This window comes from Tengunoibacter tsumagoiensis (genome assembly GCF_003967535.1).
Lineage (GTDB): Bacteria > Chloroflexota > Ktedonobacteria > Ktedonobacterales > Ktedonobacteraceae > Tengunoibacter > Tengunoibacter tsumagoiensis.
Genome location: NZ_BIFR01000002.1, coordinates 1,194,965 through 1,212,054 on the forward strand (window position 1 = coordinate 1,194,965; position 17,090 = coordinate 1,212,054).

The 17,090-nt window shown below is 48.9% G+C and carries 13 protein-coding genes; 7 read left to right on the forward strand and 6 right to left on the reverse strand.

The window, feature by feature from the left end:
• Nucleotides 1–53: 53 nt before the first annotated feature.
• A complete protein-coding gene (locus EL628_RS25185; protein WP_126582753.1) occupies nucleotides 54–614 on the reverse strand; it encodes a hypothetical protein in 561 nt (186 codons plus the stop codon).
• 724 nt (nucleotides 615–1,338) lie between these two features.
• On the opposite strand from EL628_RS25185, the gene EL628_RS25190 reads away from it, so the two are divergent.
• Nucleotides 1,339–2,199 carry a hypothetical protein gene (locus EL628_RS25190; RefSeq protein ID WP_126582754.1) on the forward strand — a complete coding sequence of 287 codons (861 nt, stop codon included), beginning with the start codon at nucleotides 1,339–1,341 and terminating at the stop codon, nucleotides 2,197–2,199.
• 351 nt (nucleotides 2,200–2,550) lie between these two features.
• Nucleotides 2,551–3,456: a P-loop NTPase family protein gene (locus EL628_RS25195; RefSeq protein ID WP_126582755.1), complete on the forward strand. Its 906-nt coding sequence runs from the start codon at nucleotides 2,551–2,553 to the stop codon at nucleotides 3,454–3,456.
• Nucleotides 3,457–3,770: 314 nt separating this feature from the next.
• Here the strand turns inward: EL628_RS25195 and EL628_RS25200 are convergent, their stop codons facing one another.
• Nucleotides 3,771–4,223, reverse strand: a complete 453-nt coding sequence (locus EL628_RS25200; RefSeq protein ID WP_126582756.1) for a rhodanese-like domain-containing protein — start codon at nucleotides 4,221–4,223, stop codon at nucleotides 3,771–3,773.
• 133 nt (nucleotides 4,224–4,356) lie between these two features.
• On the opposite strand from EL628_RS25200, the gene EL628_RS25205 reads away from it, so the two are divergent.
• Entirely contained in the window at nucleotides 4,357–5,241 is an 885-nt protein-coding gene (locus EL628_RS25205) for a LysR family transcriptional regulator (protein ID WP_161975756.1), read from the forward strand.
• Nucleotides 5,242–5,320: 79 nt separating this feature from the next.
• Here EL628_RS25205 and EL628_RS25210 read toward each other — a convergent pair whose 3' ends face one another.
• Complete coding sequence (locus EL628_RS25210) at nucleotides 5,321–5,755, reverse strand: DoxX family protein (protein WP_126582758.1); 435 nt, start codon at nucleotides 5,753–5,755, stop codon at nucleotides 5,321–5,323.
• Between the two features lie 317 nt (nucleotides 5,756–6,072).
• Between EL628_RS25210 and EL628_RS25215 the strand changes: the two genes are divergently transcribed.
• Both EL628_RS25215 and EL628_RS25220 read left to right on the forward strand, forming a co-directional pair.
• A complete protein-coding gene (locus EL628_RS25215; protein WP_161975757.1) occupies nucleotides 6,073–7,341 on the forward strand; it encodes an MFS transporter in 1,269 nt (422 codons plus the stop codon).
• A gap of 416 nt (nucleotides 7,342–7,757) precedes the next feature.
• Nucleotides 7,758–9,857, forward strand: coding sequence for a glycoside hydrolase family 36 protein (locus EL628_RS25220; protein WP_126582760.1), 2,100 nt, complete (start codon nucleotides 7,758–7,760; stop codon nucleotides 9,855–9,857).
• Nucleotides 9,858–9,934: 77 nt separating this feature from the next.
• Here EL628_RS25220 and EL628_RS25225 read toward each other — a convergent pair whose 3' ends face one another.
• From EL628_RS25225 to EL628_RS25235, 3 genes are all read right to left on the reverse strand, one after another.
• Nucleotides 9,935–10,159: a hypothetical protein gene (locus tag EL628_RS25225; RefSeq protein WP_126582761.1), complete on the reverse strand. Its 225-nt coding sequence runs from the start codon at nucleotides 10,157–10,159 to the stop codon at nucleotides 9,935–9,937.
• 489 nt (nucleotides 10,160–10,648) lie between these two features.
• The gene (locus tag EL628_RS25230; RefSeq protein ID WP_161975758.1) at nucleotides 10,649–11,296 is read right to left on the reverse strand and encodes a response regulator; all 648 of its coding nucleotides are present in this window, start codon (nucleotides 11,294–11,296) and stop codon (nucleotides 10,649–10,651) included.
• An 18-nt stretch (nucleotides 11,297–11,314) separates the two neighbouring features.
• Complete coding sequence (locus EL628_RS25235) at nucleotides 11,315–13,699, reverse strand: sensor histidine kinase (RefSeq protein ID WP_126582763.1); 2,385 nt, start codon at nucleotides 13,697–13,699, stop codon at nucleotides 11,315–11,317.
• Between the two features lie 264 nt (nucleotides 13,700–13,963).
• Between EL628_RS25235 and EL628_RS25240 the strand changes: the two genes are divergently transcribed.
• Both EL628_RS25240 and EL628_RS25245 read left to right on the forward strand, forming a co-directional pair.
• Nucleotides 13,964–14,722, forward strand: coding sequence for an ABC transporter ATP-binding protein (locus EL628_RS25240; RefSeq protein ID WP_245994434.1), 759 nt, complete (start codon nucleotides 13,964–13,966; stop codon nucleotides 14,720–14,722).
• Nucleotides 14,719–17,085 (forward strand): ABC transporter permease, encoded by a 2,367-nt coding sequence (locus EL628_RS25245; protein WP_126582764.1) that lies wholly within the window; start codon nucleotides 14,719–14,721, stop codon nucleotides 17,083–17,085. The genes EL628_RS25240 and EL628_RS25245 overlap by 4 nt, the downstream gene beginning before the upstream one ends.
• The last annotated feature ends 5 nt before the right edge of the window (nucleotides 17,086–17,090 follow it).

A 17,090-nucleotide genomic window follows, 5' to 3' on the forward strand; every position in this document is an offset into this window, starting at 1 on the left:
GCAAGAAAGCGGCTCTTGCCAGTGCTTTATCTATCATGCATAAGATCCTACCCCTACTCCAGGTAGCCCACTATAATCTCAGTGGCTTTAAGCTGAGATCTGTAAAATTGGCAAATGTTAGGATGAACGGGATCAAAGAGTACAGGATGCGTACTCTCTAAAGGACAGGCATTGTAATCAGTTACAGTTGTGGTAGAGATTCTTTTGGTAGAGCGTTGTTGCGTATCTGGATGAGACCATGCGAATTCAAGCCAGTATATCAAATCGCCATCTTCGTCTTTGCTGGCCTCACGCCCTATCACTGTTGCGGTTGCCTCCATTCCATACTGTGTGAACCAGGCGTGAAAGCTAGGCTGCAGGATGGCATTGACATCACGCCTCTTCAGAATAAAATAGACTACCATCGCACCAACAAGCATTATGATGATGGTCACTGGAGTGATGTAAACACTCAATGCGACAGGGAGAACAAGAGCTTCGTAGATTATTACAAAGCCAACAACAAAACCGTTTGCGTATGGTAATAGAAGTACGAGAAGTCTTAGGAACATAACCTGCTCCAGACGTTTATTCAAAGCTATAAAATCTCTTTGTTTCAGCTCATCCCAGGACATGTCAGACATAGTGTTCTTTCACTCTCTCGTTATCGCAGAAAACGAACGATTTTGAGACACCTTAGCAGGAGTGCACTATTCTGTTTGGCTCAATGATGAGATTCTCACAAGTAGTCTCCTTACTCTTTTTTGTGGCAATCGAATCGTTGTGTTTCGCCTTTTTCTTACCAATGTCACATTGGCAGGTCAAACGAGCCCATGTTCTCGGTAGCGCTTGCTCTAGTATTGGGTGAAGGTCGATGATGACATACTAATGAACGATAGTTAACCATTCAAACACTTGTATTCATTAGATCTCTAAAAAATCCGCAAAATGTAATGCCACTTACACTCTGCTCTGATCTGTTCCCTTTCTTATGGGCAGATCTAAATACTTTATCTTCTCTCATTATAACTAATCGCCAGCGTAAATTGTATAGATGCCATTTGTTTAATCCAGTCTTTCCCTATATTTCTCTTTAGTACCTTCTCATTAATTGTTTATATTACTATACCTGAATTTAAAATATTCTCATATAATTAAAATGTAGTCTTCATCTTCATCACTACAGACCTGGTTTACTTCTACGTAAAAATGACAATAGGCGTATTCATGCAATTGGATGTATTATTGAAGTGGTAGCTGAGGATACCATACATTCGAGCCAATCCTTCTTGATTTCTATTTAACCCAGTCGGGCGGAGTATTCCGCCCTCTTTCTCATTTGAAAAGGGATCTGCACATATGCATCAGTCACTACCTTCGGTAACCCCACAGCTCGCGTCTCGATTGGAAGAGAGCATTGCTTTCTTTTCCACCGAAAAGCAGCGGATGCTGTCTTTATGTCCTGGTAACCCGTACGGTGCCTATACACGCTCTTTTGGCAAAGCCGTAGCACTTTTGGCACAAAAAGCACATAGCGGACTGTATAATCGTGTTCATCATATCAGCGGTGATGATGTGGGATTTCTTGATGAGATTATTGAGTGGTATCGTAGTTCTGGTGGCATTTGTAGCTTCCAGGTCGTTCCTCTTCTCTCTTCTCCGTCTCTTCTCTGGCAACTGGCGAAACATGGATTTTATCAATCAGGATTTTACAATGTTCTGTACGGCCTTCCTGCTATACAACAGGCCTCCTTCCCACAGCTGACCATTCGTTCTGTTGAACCAGAAGAAAAAGAAACCTTTGTGGATATTTATTTCAACAGTTTTGGTCTTCCAAAGACAGCAGCCTACGGCTATGTTCATGAGAGTATGTCTCGTCTCATAGATGTGTCGAGCAACAACTGTTTCTTTGCACTTGTTGACAAGAAACCAGTAGCCATTGCGATACTCTCTCTGTATCAGCAGGTTGGCTATCTGGCTCTGGCTGCCACACTCCCCTCATTTCGAGCATATGGCTGCCACCAGGCATTACTCCAGGCTCGCATTACCAGAGCAATAAGCCAGGAATGCGAGCTTATTGTCGGTCAGGCTGGCGTGGCAACAGGGAGTCAGCGCAATATGGAACGATCAGGGCTTCGTCTTGCGTATACAAAAACGGACTGGACAATCTATAATGCGCTGGCGGACCCGGACAAAAATACTACTTCCTTCAATCGATAAGGGTAGAGCTTTTGAGGTCTCCAAGAGCTTCTGCAACCTGTATTTGGTAGTGGGTCACATCAATTTTTCTCGGATTGGTTGAATGGAGAACAAACTTCTCAGCATGAAGAGTAGCGTCCCAGGCTTGTTGTAAGTTTCCCATTTTTATGTGCGTCGGAACCTGATTGGCGTATAAAACAAAATACAGGGTATCCATAAATTCTACAATGTAAATTAGCTTGACAAGCCAGTCGGAATTCTGACAGAGGAATGTAGGTGGTAGTCTAAAATAGGAGAAAAACAAGAATTTTGATGTAACAAAGTATCACTTTAGACGTATAAGCTGTAATTAGGATAAAGGAGTAAAAAAATATGAATAACTACACCGAATTTCTCAAAGCTTTTGGACCATACTTTACTCAAATAAAAGATCGTTTTCAGGCTACAGAAACATTTTCAACTGACCTTTTGAAGCAACTAGAGGAAAATCTTCTAGCTGCTAACGTCAGCCCTCAGGCAACTCAAATGGTCAGCGAGAAATTGTGGCACCTGGCTGAAGGCGATTTTATTCACTCTGGAGAAGATGCATATCTTGCTCTTCATAATGAACTTGTATCCCTCCTCGAAACTCCTTTGAATGTTCTTTCATCACGGCCTCAAAAGCTGTTTGAGGTAAAAATACTCATAGGATGGCCTGATTCAGGGGTCACAACCACTGCAGTAAAATTAGCTTATCATCTGAAAAAGGCTGGTAAAAATGTGTTCCTCATATCAGATGCCCTTATCTATTCCACAAAAACTAAGAATTTGAGAAAGCAGATAAGAGAGAACACTATTGATGTTCAAAATCCAGATCAGGCCGTCGATTCTATTGACACAATGTGCAATTTTCTACAATCAACACTGTTTACAGAACCGATGAGTATCATTATCGATTTCCCCACGCACCTTATAGGTGGAAACACAAGAAGTCATGAGCTTTCTAAGCTACACGACATGATGAGTAAAAAATATCCTGAAGCATCTGTTGAAAATATTGGCATATTTGATGCAGAGAATGGGCAACAATTTGTACCACAATTCCGTCGTATGTTTTCTTATGATCGCCTTAAAAGTGTCATTCTCACAAAAGTAGATACGAGCCCAAAAGTAGGATGTGCTTTTGCATTAGTGGATGACATAGGGGCGCCAATCACTTTCCTTGGAATAGGAGCAGATATCGAACATCTCGTTTTATTGGATCCTGGAAAGTTTGTAGATGCTCTTTTTTTACTATAGTGAAAGTTCGTTGCTCGCACCAGAGCAACAAATATCCCCTCCATCCGAACTGCCAAACGAGCCGAATTGGTACATCGTCCTGATTTAGAGACGGAACATGTGGTTTTTGCTCTCGGCTGGACACCTCCTGATGATCAAAGGCTCTCTTGTTAGAGGAAAAAGTGTCCTTACGTTTTTAGGAAGAACCACATGTCTCTTCAATCTATCCCTTTAGAGGAACCTGAGGATACAATGCTGATGCTTAGCAAGTTGTCCTCACCGCTTCCTGTCAAGATGATTCCTTCTGTTCGTACGTCCTGGCTGATGCGACCCTATCAGGTTGGTGAGCCAGCGCGTACCAGTACATTCCCTTCCTTGAGGATTCCCTCTACTGCTCCACCCTCTCTTCGCCAATATTCGATGCCACCAAGCATTTCTTTGACCTGAAAGCCCAGGGCGCTTAGCCTTGCCGCTGCCTTTGTGGCAGCATTACAGGCAGGAGACCAGCAATAAATGATCAGGGGCTTGTCTTGAGAGAATGCTTTCATGGTGTCTGCAGTAATAGTTCGATAGGGGAGATTTATGGCACCAGGAATATGGCACTCCTCAAAATCCTGGGTACTCCGTGCATCAATCAGGACAAAGCCATCGTAACCGCGCTGGAGATCTCCCATGACATCTGAGACATCTGTTTCAACTGCCAGTCTCGCAAAAAAGTGCTGATGGGCAGCTTTGGACGGCGCTGCTGGTATTTCCAGGACCAGTGAAACAGGGGTATTTTGTGTCATCGTTTTGCTTCCTTTGGTGGGAATGGACTTGGGCACCACTGTTGGTGCAGGTCAACTCTACCATAGACAGCGGCATCAGCGTTCGCTATACTTTTTGATGAGGAACATCACTCTTTTTGATGGAGAACCACCAATGGATTTTATTTATCTCCAAACCCTGTGTGAAGTCGCCAAATGGGAAAATTTCACACGGGCGGCTGACGTGCTGGGATATGCCCAGTCAAGCGTGACCACCCAGATTCAGAAGTTAGAAGCACAGTATGGAGTGGTCTTATTTGAGCGTCATGGTCCGAAAATGCAGCCAACGCAGGCGGGAGACGTTCTCATCGCATACGCTCGGCAGATTCTGGCCTTGCATGAAGAAGTAAAGGCACAACTTATCTCGCAGCAAACAGGGAGCCTGACGATTGGGACGATTGAAACCCTGGCCGCCTGTTACCTTCCCTCTCTCCTGCAGACTTTTCATAAAGAGCATCCCAACATGACGCTTGCACTGCAACTAGGCAATGAAGACTCGATTATACAGTCCATCCAGCAAGGAACCTGTGACCTGGGGTTGATTCTGGATACGGCCACGCAGGACCCTGACCTTATCAGCATCTCGGTGCGGCAAGAAGCGCTTGTCATTGTGACCTGCCCAGATTCATCATATCGAATGTACAAGGAAATTACGCCACAGGATCTCGTCAATGCCAGCTTCATTCTGACGGAACAGGGCTGTACCTATCGCGCTTTCTTGCTTCAGGAACTCAAGAAAGCTGGCATCGCATATCATATGCTCTCGGCGTTTGAGAGTCTTGAAGCTATCAAACAATGCGTGATGCGTGGCCTGGGGATCGCCTTCCTGCCCTCTTTTGCCGTCCAGGAGGAAGTGGCTCAGGGAAAATTACTGGCGATTCCATTTGCACCCCAGGCTCATTTTTCGACACAGGTCATTTTTTTGAAGCGGAAATGGCGTTCCCACGCATTTCAGAGCTTGCTTGATCTTCTCAGTTCTGTCCCGTCGGTTATTATATAAGAATATATCTTGCTGATCGTGCGTACACTTACCTGTGGAGGTTTACGCCCCTCTGCATCTGCTCTTCCAGTTGTGAGGCTCAGGCTTGCGCGAACCAGGAGCGGCGCGCGAAGACAATGAGTGCGCAGAGGAGGCTAACGATGAGTGGAAAAAGGGCCGCTGCGATACCCATTCCTCCCAGCAGCGTCACGGCGACCGCTCCAATTGTGATGATAACCAATCCGCAGGCAGCAATTGGCGTCAGTCGGCGTTGAATGCGTAGGATGCCAGGCAGCAACAGACCAAGCCCGCCTGCGCATTCAGCTACACCGATGAAGTAGATAAACCATTGTGGAAAGGGCACCGCCAACTGGGCCTGCATCACGGCGGGAGGGGTGAGCAGTTTCATGCAGCCAGTAGCAAGAAAGAGGAGCGCCAGCAAGATTTGCAGCGTCCAGAGAGCTATCGAGCGAAATAGATTGCGACCACTCGATGTCTGCTGGTTGACCGAGCTGCCGCTGATAGTGCCTGTCATATTTTTCTCCTATGTTTGACGTAGACTATTGCCTTTTTCTTCTTTGCAAATTGCAAGGAATGATACTATCCTATTCCAGGAGAAGGATAAAAAACCGGAAAAAGAAGAGGGCATCTTTGGAAGAACACCTTGATGAGCAACATCCATTTCCGGTTTGGAGAAGGGCCAGAAGAAGAGATATAGAGAAGTCACTGACAAATTGCAAGGAGAGTAGGTGGGGGGATGTGATCCATTGGGGGTCAGGGAGATACAAAGGCTCTTTCCTTCCGAAACTTGCCGCTCCTACGTAGATGAAGACCGGAAAGGAACCGAGAGAGATGCAGACAGCAGTCCTCGAACAGAAAACCGTCACCAGTCCTTTGCAGGAGAGTGTAAGACCCAAAGAGCCCACAGCAGCACTGATATTTCTTATTGGCTGTGTTTCCTTACTGATGACAGGCTTTGCCATTATTATCCCTGTTTTTCCCCAGCGCTTGCAGTCGTTCGGGATGGGATCTGAGATGCTGGCGCTGATGGAAGGAGCCTTTGGCCTGGGCATGTTTCTTTTTAGCACGCCAATGGGAACCTGGTCTGGCCGCATTGGTCGCAAGCCTATCCTTTTTATCTCGCTGGCTGGTTTTATTGTGACCAATCTCCTGCTGGCATTCGTCAACGTGCCGCTGTTCTTTATTCCCATCCGTTTTGTGGAGGGCATGCTGCTTTCCGGCTTGATTCCGTCGGCGATGTCGATGGTTGGCGATACCATTCCCCTTGAGAAGCAGGGGCGCTGGATTGGGCTACTTACGACGGCTCAGGCGGTTGGCTTCGCCCTGGGGCCGGGCCTGGGGGGCGTCCTTTATCAGAGTATGGGCTTTGCCAGTCCCTTTCTCCTCTCGGCTACCATTGCGCTGATGGCTTCTCTGCTCGCTATTTTTCTTGTACCAGAAACGCTCTCCAGGCAGGCGAAAGCACAGGCGAGGCAGCAACGCGTGACACGTGGAACTGGTGCCTCGCAGCCGAAACAATGGCAACTGGCATCTCTGATCTGGCTGGTCGCTCCATTCCTGGTGATTGACTTTGGTATGATCTTCACCTACCCCTTCGTGTTCCCGCAGTTTCCCTTCTTTTTTGAGAAGATCTTACACTATAGTTCGGCGCAGTATGGACTGCTGTTCAGCGCTTACGGCATGGCACTGGCCGTCTTCCCGCTGATTCTGGGGCGGCTCTCTGAGAAACTGCCGAAACGACCGTTGATTGTGATGGGAAGCCTGCTCTTCAGCTCTTTGATCGTGTTTACATTAGTGGCTCCCCTCTATCCGTTTCTGCTGGTGGGTGCGGTCCTCTCGGGACTCGGCAGTGCTTTTGTTGAGCCAGCTATGGGGAGCATCTACCTGGCGAACACGAACGAAGAGAATCGCGGCCAGATCATGGGTCTGCGCGGATCGGCTATTTCACTTGCCGTCATGCTTGGCCCGCTGATGCAGGCGCTTGTGGGTCTCTGGATCACTCCGCAGACCACCTTCGCCATCGGTGTGCTGATCTCGTTGGGCATGGCCCTGGTCGCCTTTCTCCTGTTAAAGAAACCCCGCCAGGCGCGTCAGGCCTGATAGCAGAACAGAAGAACGAACTCCAGGATCAACATGGTGAGTACAAGCTCATTATCTCTCTTCTCTGGAATGCTCATGAAAGCGCGATCTCTTGAGATGCAATCCCACCACTACTCAGATCATCTTGTTTGATCTGTTGTGCGAGCTGGTGGGCCTCTTCTTTGCGCAAGGGATCTTCTTTGAGTGGATAATAGAGGCCCAGATCTATCCCATGTTCCTTGAGCCTGTGTCATGAGCATAAGGTCAATCTGGCTTTAAGAGTCCCTGGCCCTACGGAAAGTGTTGCAACAGGAAGGTGGTAATGGCTGAGATTGATTTGGGCCTCACACATACTAACGATTCGCCATTCTCAGAGATTGTTATTGATAGCAAGGAGATTCGCAAACGCTAGTCAAGAGAATTGAGAGAAAATATGTATGGCTCGCTTTATTACTTTGTCTGAAAATCCGCTTTCCCTGGTTTTGGAGATTACGGATGAGGGTGATGTGCACCTTCTGCATTGCTCGGCACTCCCTTTTCGAGAGGAGAGGGTCCCTGAGAAAGATAGGTCCCTCTATCGATTGGTTGAACTTCAAGCGACTGGAGAGGATCGGGATGGTCATCATAGCTCAAGATATACCTACACCGTTCCTGGTAAACGGCTTCACTATAGCGAAGATCGATCGTACCAGACGGATTTTGGCACAAAGTGGGAGATTGAACAGGTTGATGCCACGACCGGACTGCATGTGATCAGCCATCTCCAGCTTTTTTCCGGTCTTTCCTGCCTTCGATCCTGGACAGAAGTGCGCAATGATGGACCAGTTCCTCAGACGATTGAGTATATCTCGTCATTTGCGTATTACGGTTTTGCGAAAGAAGGAGAGCAGAACTGGGATCAGCGCATGCAGTGTTCTGTTCCCTACAGCACCTGTCTGGGCGAAGGACAATGGCGCAGCTATACGCTGCCAGAGATCGGCCTGAGCCGTGTTGGGCCCTACTCTGGTCGACGTTTTGCGATCACGAGTGTTGGTACCTGGTCCAGCGGCCAAACATTACCGGTGGCTTACCTCCAGAATAACGAGAGCAATGAAGGCTGGCTCTGGCAGATTGAACACAATGGTTCCTGGCATTGGGAGATGAGCGATATCGCCCTTGATCAGCTCTATGTTCAGATAAGCGGGCCAACTGATCAAGAACATCAATGGTTTCAGCCACTTGCTCCTGGTGAGACATTTACCTCGATTCCGGTGGCGTTATGTGCAGTTGAGCAGGGATTTGAGCAGGCTGTGGCCCAGATGACACAATATCGGCGGCGTATTCGTCGTCCTAATCGCGACAATGAACAGCTTCCTGTCATCTTTAACGATTACATGAATTGTCTCTGGGCCAATCCTAGCGAAGAGAAACTCCTCCCATTGATTGATGCCGCAGCGGAAGTCGGGAGTGATTATTTTTGTATTGATGCGGGCTGGTTTAATGATGGCTACTGGTGGGACTCAGTTGGTATCTGGACGCCCGCAGAGACGCGTTTTACGCATGGTCTCCAGAGCGTGCTTGAGTATATTCGGCAGCATGGCATGGTGCCAGGGCTCTGGCTTGAGATTGAAGTCATGGGGATACACTGCTCACTTGCTCAAGAATGGCCGGATGAATGTTTTTTCTGTCGCCATGGTAAACGGGTAATTGATCATGGCCGTTATCAGCTTGATTTTCGCCATCCTCTTGTCCTGGCCCATGCCAATGAAGCTATTGATCGTCTGGTGCAAGAATACGGAGTTGGCTATCTCAAGATTGATTACAATATCAACATTGGAGTTGGAACCGATGTGGATGCCGCCAGCCCTGGCGTGGGATTGCTGGCTCATAATCGTGCGTATCTGAACTGGCTGGATCAGGTCTTTGTGCGCTATCCACATCTGGTCATCGAAAATTGTGGGAGTGGTGGCATGCGGATGGATTACGCACTGCTCAGCCGTCATAGCCTGCAATCTACAAGTGATCAGGACAACTATCGTCTGTATGCACCGATTGCCGCGAGTTGTCTGAGTGCCGTCACCCCAGAACAGTCGGCGATCTGGACCTATCCATTAGAAAAAGATGAGACCGAGGGCGTTATTTTTAATATGGTGAATGCGCTCTTACAACGTATTCATCTCAGTGGGCAATTGGCACAGCTCCCACCAGCACATGTTGCTCTCGTGAAAGAGGCGATTCAGCTCTATAAAGAAGAGTTGCGGCGCGAGATTCCCCATGGGCTCCCATTCTGGCCACTTGGCCTTCCCACATTTGATGCCTCCTGGGTCAGCCTGGGGCTTCATTGTGGGCAGAAGGACTATGTAGCTGTCTGGCGTCGTGATACTGGGGAGGCCAGTATCGACCTTCCTTTGCACCACCGCAAGGGAATACCATCAGAACATATTCAGTGCATTTACCCATCGCAAGGGCCAGATACCTGGAACTGGCAGGAAGACAAAGGCGTATTCACCGTTACGCTGCCGACACGCTATAGCGCTCGACTCTTTAGAATTGGCTAGAATTGGCTAGAGAGCCGTAGAGGTCAGTTGAGGGAGCCCTCAACTGACCTGTGGCAAATGTATGTATTGAAAACCTATCAGGCTTTGGCTACCGCAGGTTGAGCAGTGTGTTTCTTCGCTGCCTCCTCCAGATGCTCAGTTGCCTGGATATGGTGTCCATGAGCCATATGAGCATGTGATGCAGCGGTCTCATGCTCGCCTTTGGCATGATGCTCAGCGGCTTTCTCGTGATGTTCTGCGGCCTTGCGATGATGCTCAGCAGCCTTACGGTGATGCTCGATTGATGGATGACCAGTTGCCATATGATATCTCCTTTGACTTTATTCGCACGTGCAGCGATACACTTGTAGAGACTGGTACCATCCCTGGTAATTCATATTCCTGTTATCATAGTATCGGGTCAACAAAATATATGCACAGAGGAGCGAGGAGCACCTGAAGACATTCTGTCACTGACCCCCGGAGGCTTGGAAACAAGTCGTACAGTGTCCAGATCCAGCTCGTCTACGAGCTACGTTAGGAACGAATAGGTACGGTCGGGTGCATTCCAGCCTGACCCGCTAAGGTGAAGGACTAAGAGGTCTTTTTTGCCTGTATCTTGAATGTGAGAGGAACATCTTCGCATTTGTTCCCTCAGATGTTGCTCCCAAATCAGCGATGACTCATACAACATCAACCTAAGTATTGGCGTTTATAAATATTGCACTTGGGTATATCTGGGCCTTATCGTATCATTTTAGGCAGCTATCTGAGCAAAAGATGAGGCTAGAACAGTTGTTGCCTCTAGTTTCTCAAAACTCTGGATTGAGGAGCAAGCCATAGCGCCGAGCCACAGCGACTGCTTCTACACGTGACTGAACATTGAGTTTTTGATAGAGATTCGTCACATGTGATTCCACGGTTTTGATCGAGAGATGAAGCTGTTGACAGATCTCATTATTGCGCATTCCTTGCATAATCAGGAGGAGAATTTCTTTTTCTCGCTGGGTCAGTTCCAGTGGTCGTTGCTGATTGAGTAGTGGACGAATATCGGGATCCAGACTCTCTTGCCCTTGTGCTACGCGAATGACTGCCTGGCGAATGTCCTGGCTACTTGCGCTCTTGAGCCAGTACCCCTTCACGCCGAGGCGGAGCATATTCCAGACATAGGCATCCTGATCATAGGCCGTCAACACCAAAATTTGCGGGTGCCTCTCCTCTGTTAGTAGCGTCTGAGCAATAGTAAACCCATTTGTCTCCTTCATAGCGATGTCGAGAATGAGGACATCGGGGCAGAGCCGCCGACATAGGGCTATGGCTTTACGTCCATCACTGGCCTCACCCACGACGACAAAAGCAGCATCTTCCTCGAGCAACTTCCGTGTTCCTTCACGCATCATCGCATGGTCATCCGCCAGGACAATAGAAATAGCCTGTGGATCTCTGTGTTGTGTCTCCATCACACCTCTCATTTCTTGTTAGATTGGCTCAGCAAGCTCCCAATTCAGTGCCTTGTGCGAGGGATGATGCCCAGGTCGGCATATAACACGCACACAGACGCCTTTGCCAGGGCTGGAACGCAGTTGAAAGAGACCATGAATAGCCTGTATTCGTTCAGCCATACCAACCAGGCCAAGATGTTCAGCTGAGACCTGTTGTGCTTGCATGCCTCTGCCATTATCTATAATTAGGAGGCTACATGTTCCATCCTGGCTCATACGCATGCGAATCCAGGCCGCTTGCGCCTGAGAGTGCTTGAGAATATTGTTGAGTGTTTCTTGTATAATTCGATACATCGTTAACTCGATTTTTTGGGGAAGGCGAAGCGTCTCATCTCCTCGATACGTGACAGAAACGGTGAGCTTTCCGCGCTGTTGCGCCTGTTGCGCCAACCAACCAATAGCCTCTCGTAGCCCCAACTCACTAAGTAGCGGGGGGCGTAGCTCAAGGCAGGTCGAGCGCAAACTCTGTACAACCGTACGTGCTAGCGAGAGCCCCTCCAGCGCTTGTGGATAGTCACGATGATCAGCCAGATGCCGTGCCAGCAGCATAGCCTGCTGAAGGGTACCATCGTGTAGTTCAAGGGCCAGGTGGCGCCGCTCATCTTCTTGCGCCTGGAGTAAGCGATGATTGAGCGCGGCCAACTGGCGAGCATTCAGGCGTACTTGTTCAGTTGCACGTGTGCAGATCTCTAGCAGTGTCAATTGTGCGGTCACGGTCTCCAAAAAACTGATATCTTGTGTGCTATAGCCTTCTTTATTAAGTTTAGGACCAACACAAAGATATCCCTGTCGCCGCTCTCCTTCATACAGTGGAAAAAGCAGCATTTTGCCAGCGACAAAGAGCTTATCTCGCCGCTGACTCAAAGCGGCCTCCGCAGCAGCGACCAGCTGCATATACTCCTGCTCCCTTTTCGCACCGCGCTCATCTTTCTCCGCCGTAAGCGAAGAGGAGCTCACCCATCGCGAAAGCGGGGTCGCATGAAAGGGGGGATAGTCACTAGGCAAGACGAGCTCTTTCTTCACTATTACTTCTACTTCCGAGGCATTAAGCAAGCGAGCTAACAAGGGAAGTGTGACTTCACAAATCTCCCAAAAATTTTGCGAACGCGTTAAAGCAAAACTATAATCACGCAGTGTGCGGTTATAGGCGTAAAAATCGCGATAAAATACCTGGTCTCCAAGCATCCGCACCTTCTGCCAGCACCAGGGGAAAAGGCAGAGACTGAGCATGAACCAGCCTGCCTGGACAAGCGAGCGGTCAAAGGAAACCAGGCTATTGAGCAACCCCCAGAGAAATAAGTGACTCAAGACAAAGCAACTTGCCAGAGAAAACCAGAGCATGCTACGGACCAGGCTGCGACTCAATAGGCCAGTCTGCCCAGCGAGTTGATGTGTGAGTAGCACAGTGTAACAAACAAGCGGCAAAAGCATCACCGGGAGCAGTAACAGATGATAAGTGACAAAACTGACTACCGCATGTTGTAGAAAATCTCCTTCAGGTGTGAACCGCAAGAGCACAAGCAAGATTCCCATGCCTATGCCTGGGCAGAGAAGGCAGAGTATGTTCAGTACACGCGGCATCATTTTTGATTTCCAGTGCCGCAATTCCCAGAGTAGAAAGCTCATCACTAAGGCCACGCAAGCAACCAGGAGGCTAAACAAGAGCAGGAAGCCAACAGATGTGGGTACCATCGGGACATGATAGAGAACTGCATTGCTGTTCATGGCAAAGGACATCAAGGCAAATATCAGGCCAATGATCGTCATACTTGCGAATACACGATCCTCGGCTGCCAGGCGTTGAAACCCGGAATGGATGCCCCAAATAAGCAGACACATACAGAACAGTGAAAAAAGATAGACTAGGAATGAGATCGAGGTCCCAATAAAGGGGAAAAACAGCCCGGCCAGAATGTGACAGATCGCCAGAATGGCAGCAAGTATCATGAGGGGCGAAGAGGCAAGAGCAACATGTCGTGCCAGGTAGTGCTGGGAGCGATGAGGAAAGACAGAGGCCAGACTGATAACAGTCGCAACCATTCCTTGAGCCAGAATGGCCCAACTGACAATCAAGGCGCGATGCCAACTTCCCATCAGGAGAAAACAACTCATCAAGCCTGCACTCAAAAAAATGACGTACACCATGCGCGCAAGTGCTACATTGCGCAGACGGAATAACAACACGGTACCACTTCCCCCAAAAGCCCCCGCCAACACGATGGTATAGATAGCATTCTCAGAAGCGCTAGCACCCATGGTTGCTTGCTGCATACTTAGACTTAGACATCCTATCAACGAGAGGAGCCCAAACACACTGAGCCACCCATGAGCACTCTTCATACTGGCCAGGAGAGTTTGCACGCAATCCTTCCCTTTTTGAACTATTTACTTCTTCACCGCTTACATGCTCTCTTAAAGAGTATATGAAAAGAGTATACGCTCTCTATGCCAATGCTGGCAATCAGGGTTTTCCCTGATTACAGAATTTCGTTTTTTGCCAGCCCGTTTTATATGTCTTCAATCCTGCGACAAGAGTAGGGTTTTCTCGGAAGACAAACCCCAGCCAGCCAGGTAGTATAGCTTCAATAACCACAAAAAATTACCAAGTAAAAAGGAGGACGCGCATTGCAGTATCAACCATCGTCATCACACGCTCCATCCTATGCTCCTATGGGAAGTGCCCTTATTCAAGTCGAACATCTTTCCCATACCATTATTACCAAGAAACAGAATATTCCCATTTTGCACGATATTTCTTTCGTGGTACCAGAAGCAAGTCTTTTTGTTATTAATGGCCCCTCAGGAAGTGGCAAATCAACGCTGCTCAACATGCTCACGGGTATCGATCGGCCAACAAGTGGGCGTATTCTTTTTGCAGGTGAAGAGATACGCGCAAAGGGCGAGGACCAGTTGGCGAAGTGGCGCGGGCGCCATGTCGGAATTGTCTTTCAGTTCTTTCAACTCATCTTAACCCTGTCGGCACAAGAAAACGTGCTCCTGGCGATGGAGCTAGGCGGATGCCGCTTACCCCGGCGCACCTGGCGTCAACACGCCCTTTCGTGCCTGAATACGGTAGGATTAGGAGCGTTCGCCAAGCGGCTCCCTAGTGAACTTTCTGGCGGCCAGCAACAGCGTGTCGCTATTGCCCGCGCACTTGCCAATGATCCCCCAGTGCTGATTGCGGATGAACCAACCGGAAACCTCGATTCTCAGTCTGCTCAGGCGATCTTCCAGATATTTGTTCAACTTACCAGCCACGGCAAAACTATTATCTATGTCACCCATGATCCAACCCTGGCACGGCGTGCCTCATCTGGTATTGAGCTCTCTGATGGGCGTATCGTTCAGTCTCTGCCAGGATCAATGAGTGGAGGAATGCAATGAGTTTTCTCTCACTTGATAGCGCACTACGTCATAAAGCCATTGCGGAAGTCACCAAGCGCAAGGCACGCTCTTTCCTGGTCATTCTTGCCATTTTTATTGGGGTGTTTGGCCTAACCAGTATTAATATTTTTGAGTCCAAGCTTATAGCGGGCTATGCCTTCCAGCAAGATCGCTCACATGCCCCCGATATCACTGTACTTGTTGATCATATTACCCCAGAGCAGGGCCAGCAGCTAGTCGCTAGGACACCTAACGTCCAGGCCGTGCAACTCCAGATGAGTGCCCTGGTTCAGTGGCAAACAAACGGTCAGCCGACCAAACTGCATATCACCGCCTTTCCTCATCCTCAGCAAGTGACTCTTGGAGCCTATACCATCATCAAAGGGCGTGCACCCGGCCCTGGAGAGATTGCCATGGAGATTGAAGATGGGTCCTTCGCGCCACTCACGCTGGGTGAAATGATTCAGATCCAGAGGGGACAGGGAAACCAAACCTTACATGTGGTTGGTATCGCAAAGACGGCTGGTATTGGACAACTGAAAGGCACTGGTAGCGCTCAAGGCTACATGAGCCAGTCCGGCTTGCAGCAATTGCTGGGGACTATGCAATTCAACAGTCTGACGCTCAAAGTTCAGGACTTTAACAGGGTGCATGCCACTGCTCAGGCCGTCAGCACCCAGCTCCAGGACATAGGCGTTCATAGTCAGGACACCCAGATTCAAAGCAGCGTTGGCATCCAGGTGGGCGACGCTTTTCTTACGGGACTCTTTAATCTTGTGCGTCTCCTCGCGGCTGGTGCTATCATAGTTTCCTGTTTTCTTATCATGAATACGTTGATGACTGTCATTGCCGAGCAGACTCGCATTATCGGTACAATGAAGGCTATGGGCGGAACACGGGGTATCATTCTTGGCAGCTATCTGCTGACCGTCTTCATCTATAGCATCATTGGCACCTTCCCTGCTATCATAGTGGGCATCTTGGCTGGCTATGGTATCGCACTCCGTTTTGCCACTAGCAAGTTTTTAGATTTGGGTGGCTTCTCACTTGAACCGATCACCCTACTTATCAGCATCATCGCGGGTCTGTGTGTGCCTCTGCTGGCGGCCCTCTTTCCTTTGCTGGAAGGGACACGGATCACTGTGCGCCAGGCATTGAGTGCCTATGGTGTCACGCATAGTGCTTCTTCTCGGAAAACCTTGTTGTCGCATCATCTGGCCTGGGTCCCGCAAACCTTCTGGTTGGGCTTTCGTGGCCTCTTTCGTAAGCGTACACAGGCCATACTGACGATTGCCGCGCTCACGCTCTCAGGAATGACATTTCTGGCTGTGATGACTGTGCGCTATGATATTAGCCAGCTTGCTTTCCATACCTACGATAACTATGCCTATGATGTTGTCTCTATGGGCGCCACCGCCCAGCCCTATCAGCCACTTCAGCAGCGGATGCAAACAATCAAGAATATTGCCATCTTTGAATCAGGTTATCTATTGCCTGCCTCGACCCGCTGGGGGGTCATCGATATTGTAGGCATCAATCCACAAACACAGCTGTATAAGAAACCAATGGTTGACGGCCAGTGGCTCAATGCCCAGCGCCATAACACCATTGTTCTTGATACGACCTTCCTGAACCGGGCTCATCTCGCCATTGGCGACACCCTCCAACTGACCGATGATAATGGCCATAGTGCGAACTGGCAGATTATCGGCTCACTCAATGACTTTAGCCCTGTAGTAGGCTCATATGGCGTCGCCTATACCACCCTTGAGGATCTCAATCGTTTTGAAGGGCATCAAGACCTGCAAGCCAATGAATTGTTTGTCCAGGCTAAAGAGAATACGCCAGATGCGCTCCAACGACTCGTTACCGAGACAAATAGCGCATTGCAAGCTAGCGGCTATGATGCTCTGGCCCAGACGAAGCAGCAACAAATTGCCAGCGAAGACAGTAGTGCGGCTGGCATCTATATCATCTTCTATGTAGCTGCTGTTGGTGTGGCTATGGTTGGCATTCTAGGTCTCTATAATGCCCTTACAAGCTCTGTCCTCGAACGCCAGCGTGAAATTGGTGTTTGGCGCTCACTAGGAGCACGTGCCGGGCAAATTACCCGCGTCTTCTGGATCGAAGGTCTCACCCTGACCATCCTGGGCTGGTTACTCAGTAGCATCATAGGAATTCCGCTTTCTTCAGTTTTTGTGAGCCTCTTCTCCTCCTGGCTGTTTCCCATCCCCTACGCTTTTGCTCCCAGCTCGCTTGTTTGGATGTTGCTCATTATGATTGTCATTACCTTGCTTGCCAGCCTGGGACCAACCCAAAGAGCCGGGAGGATCCGCATTGCGGAAATTCTCCGCTATGAATAATCTAA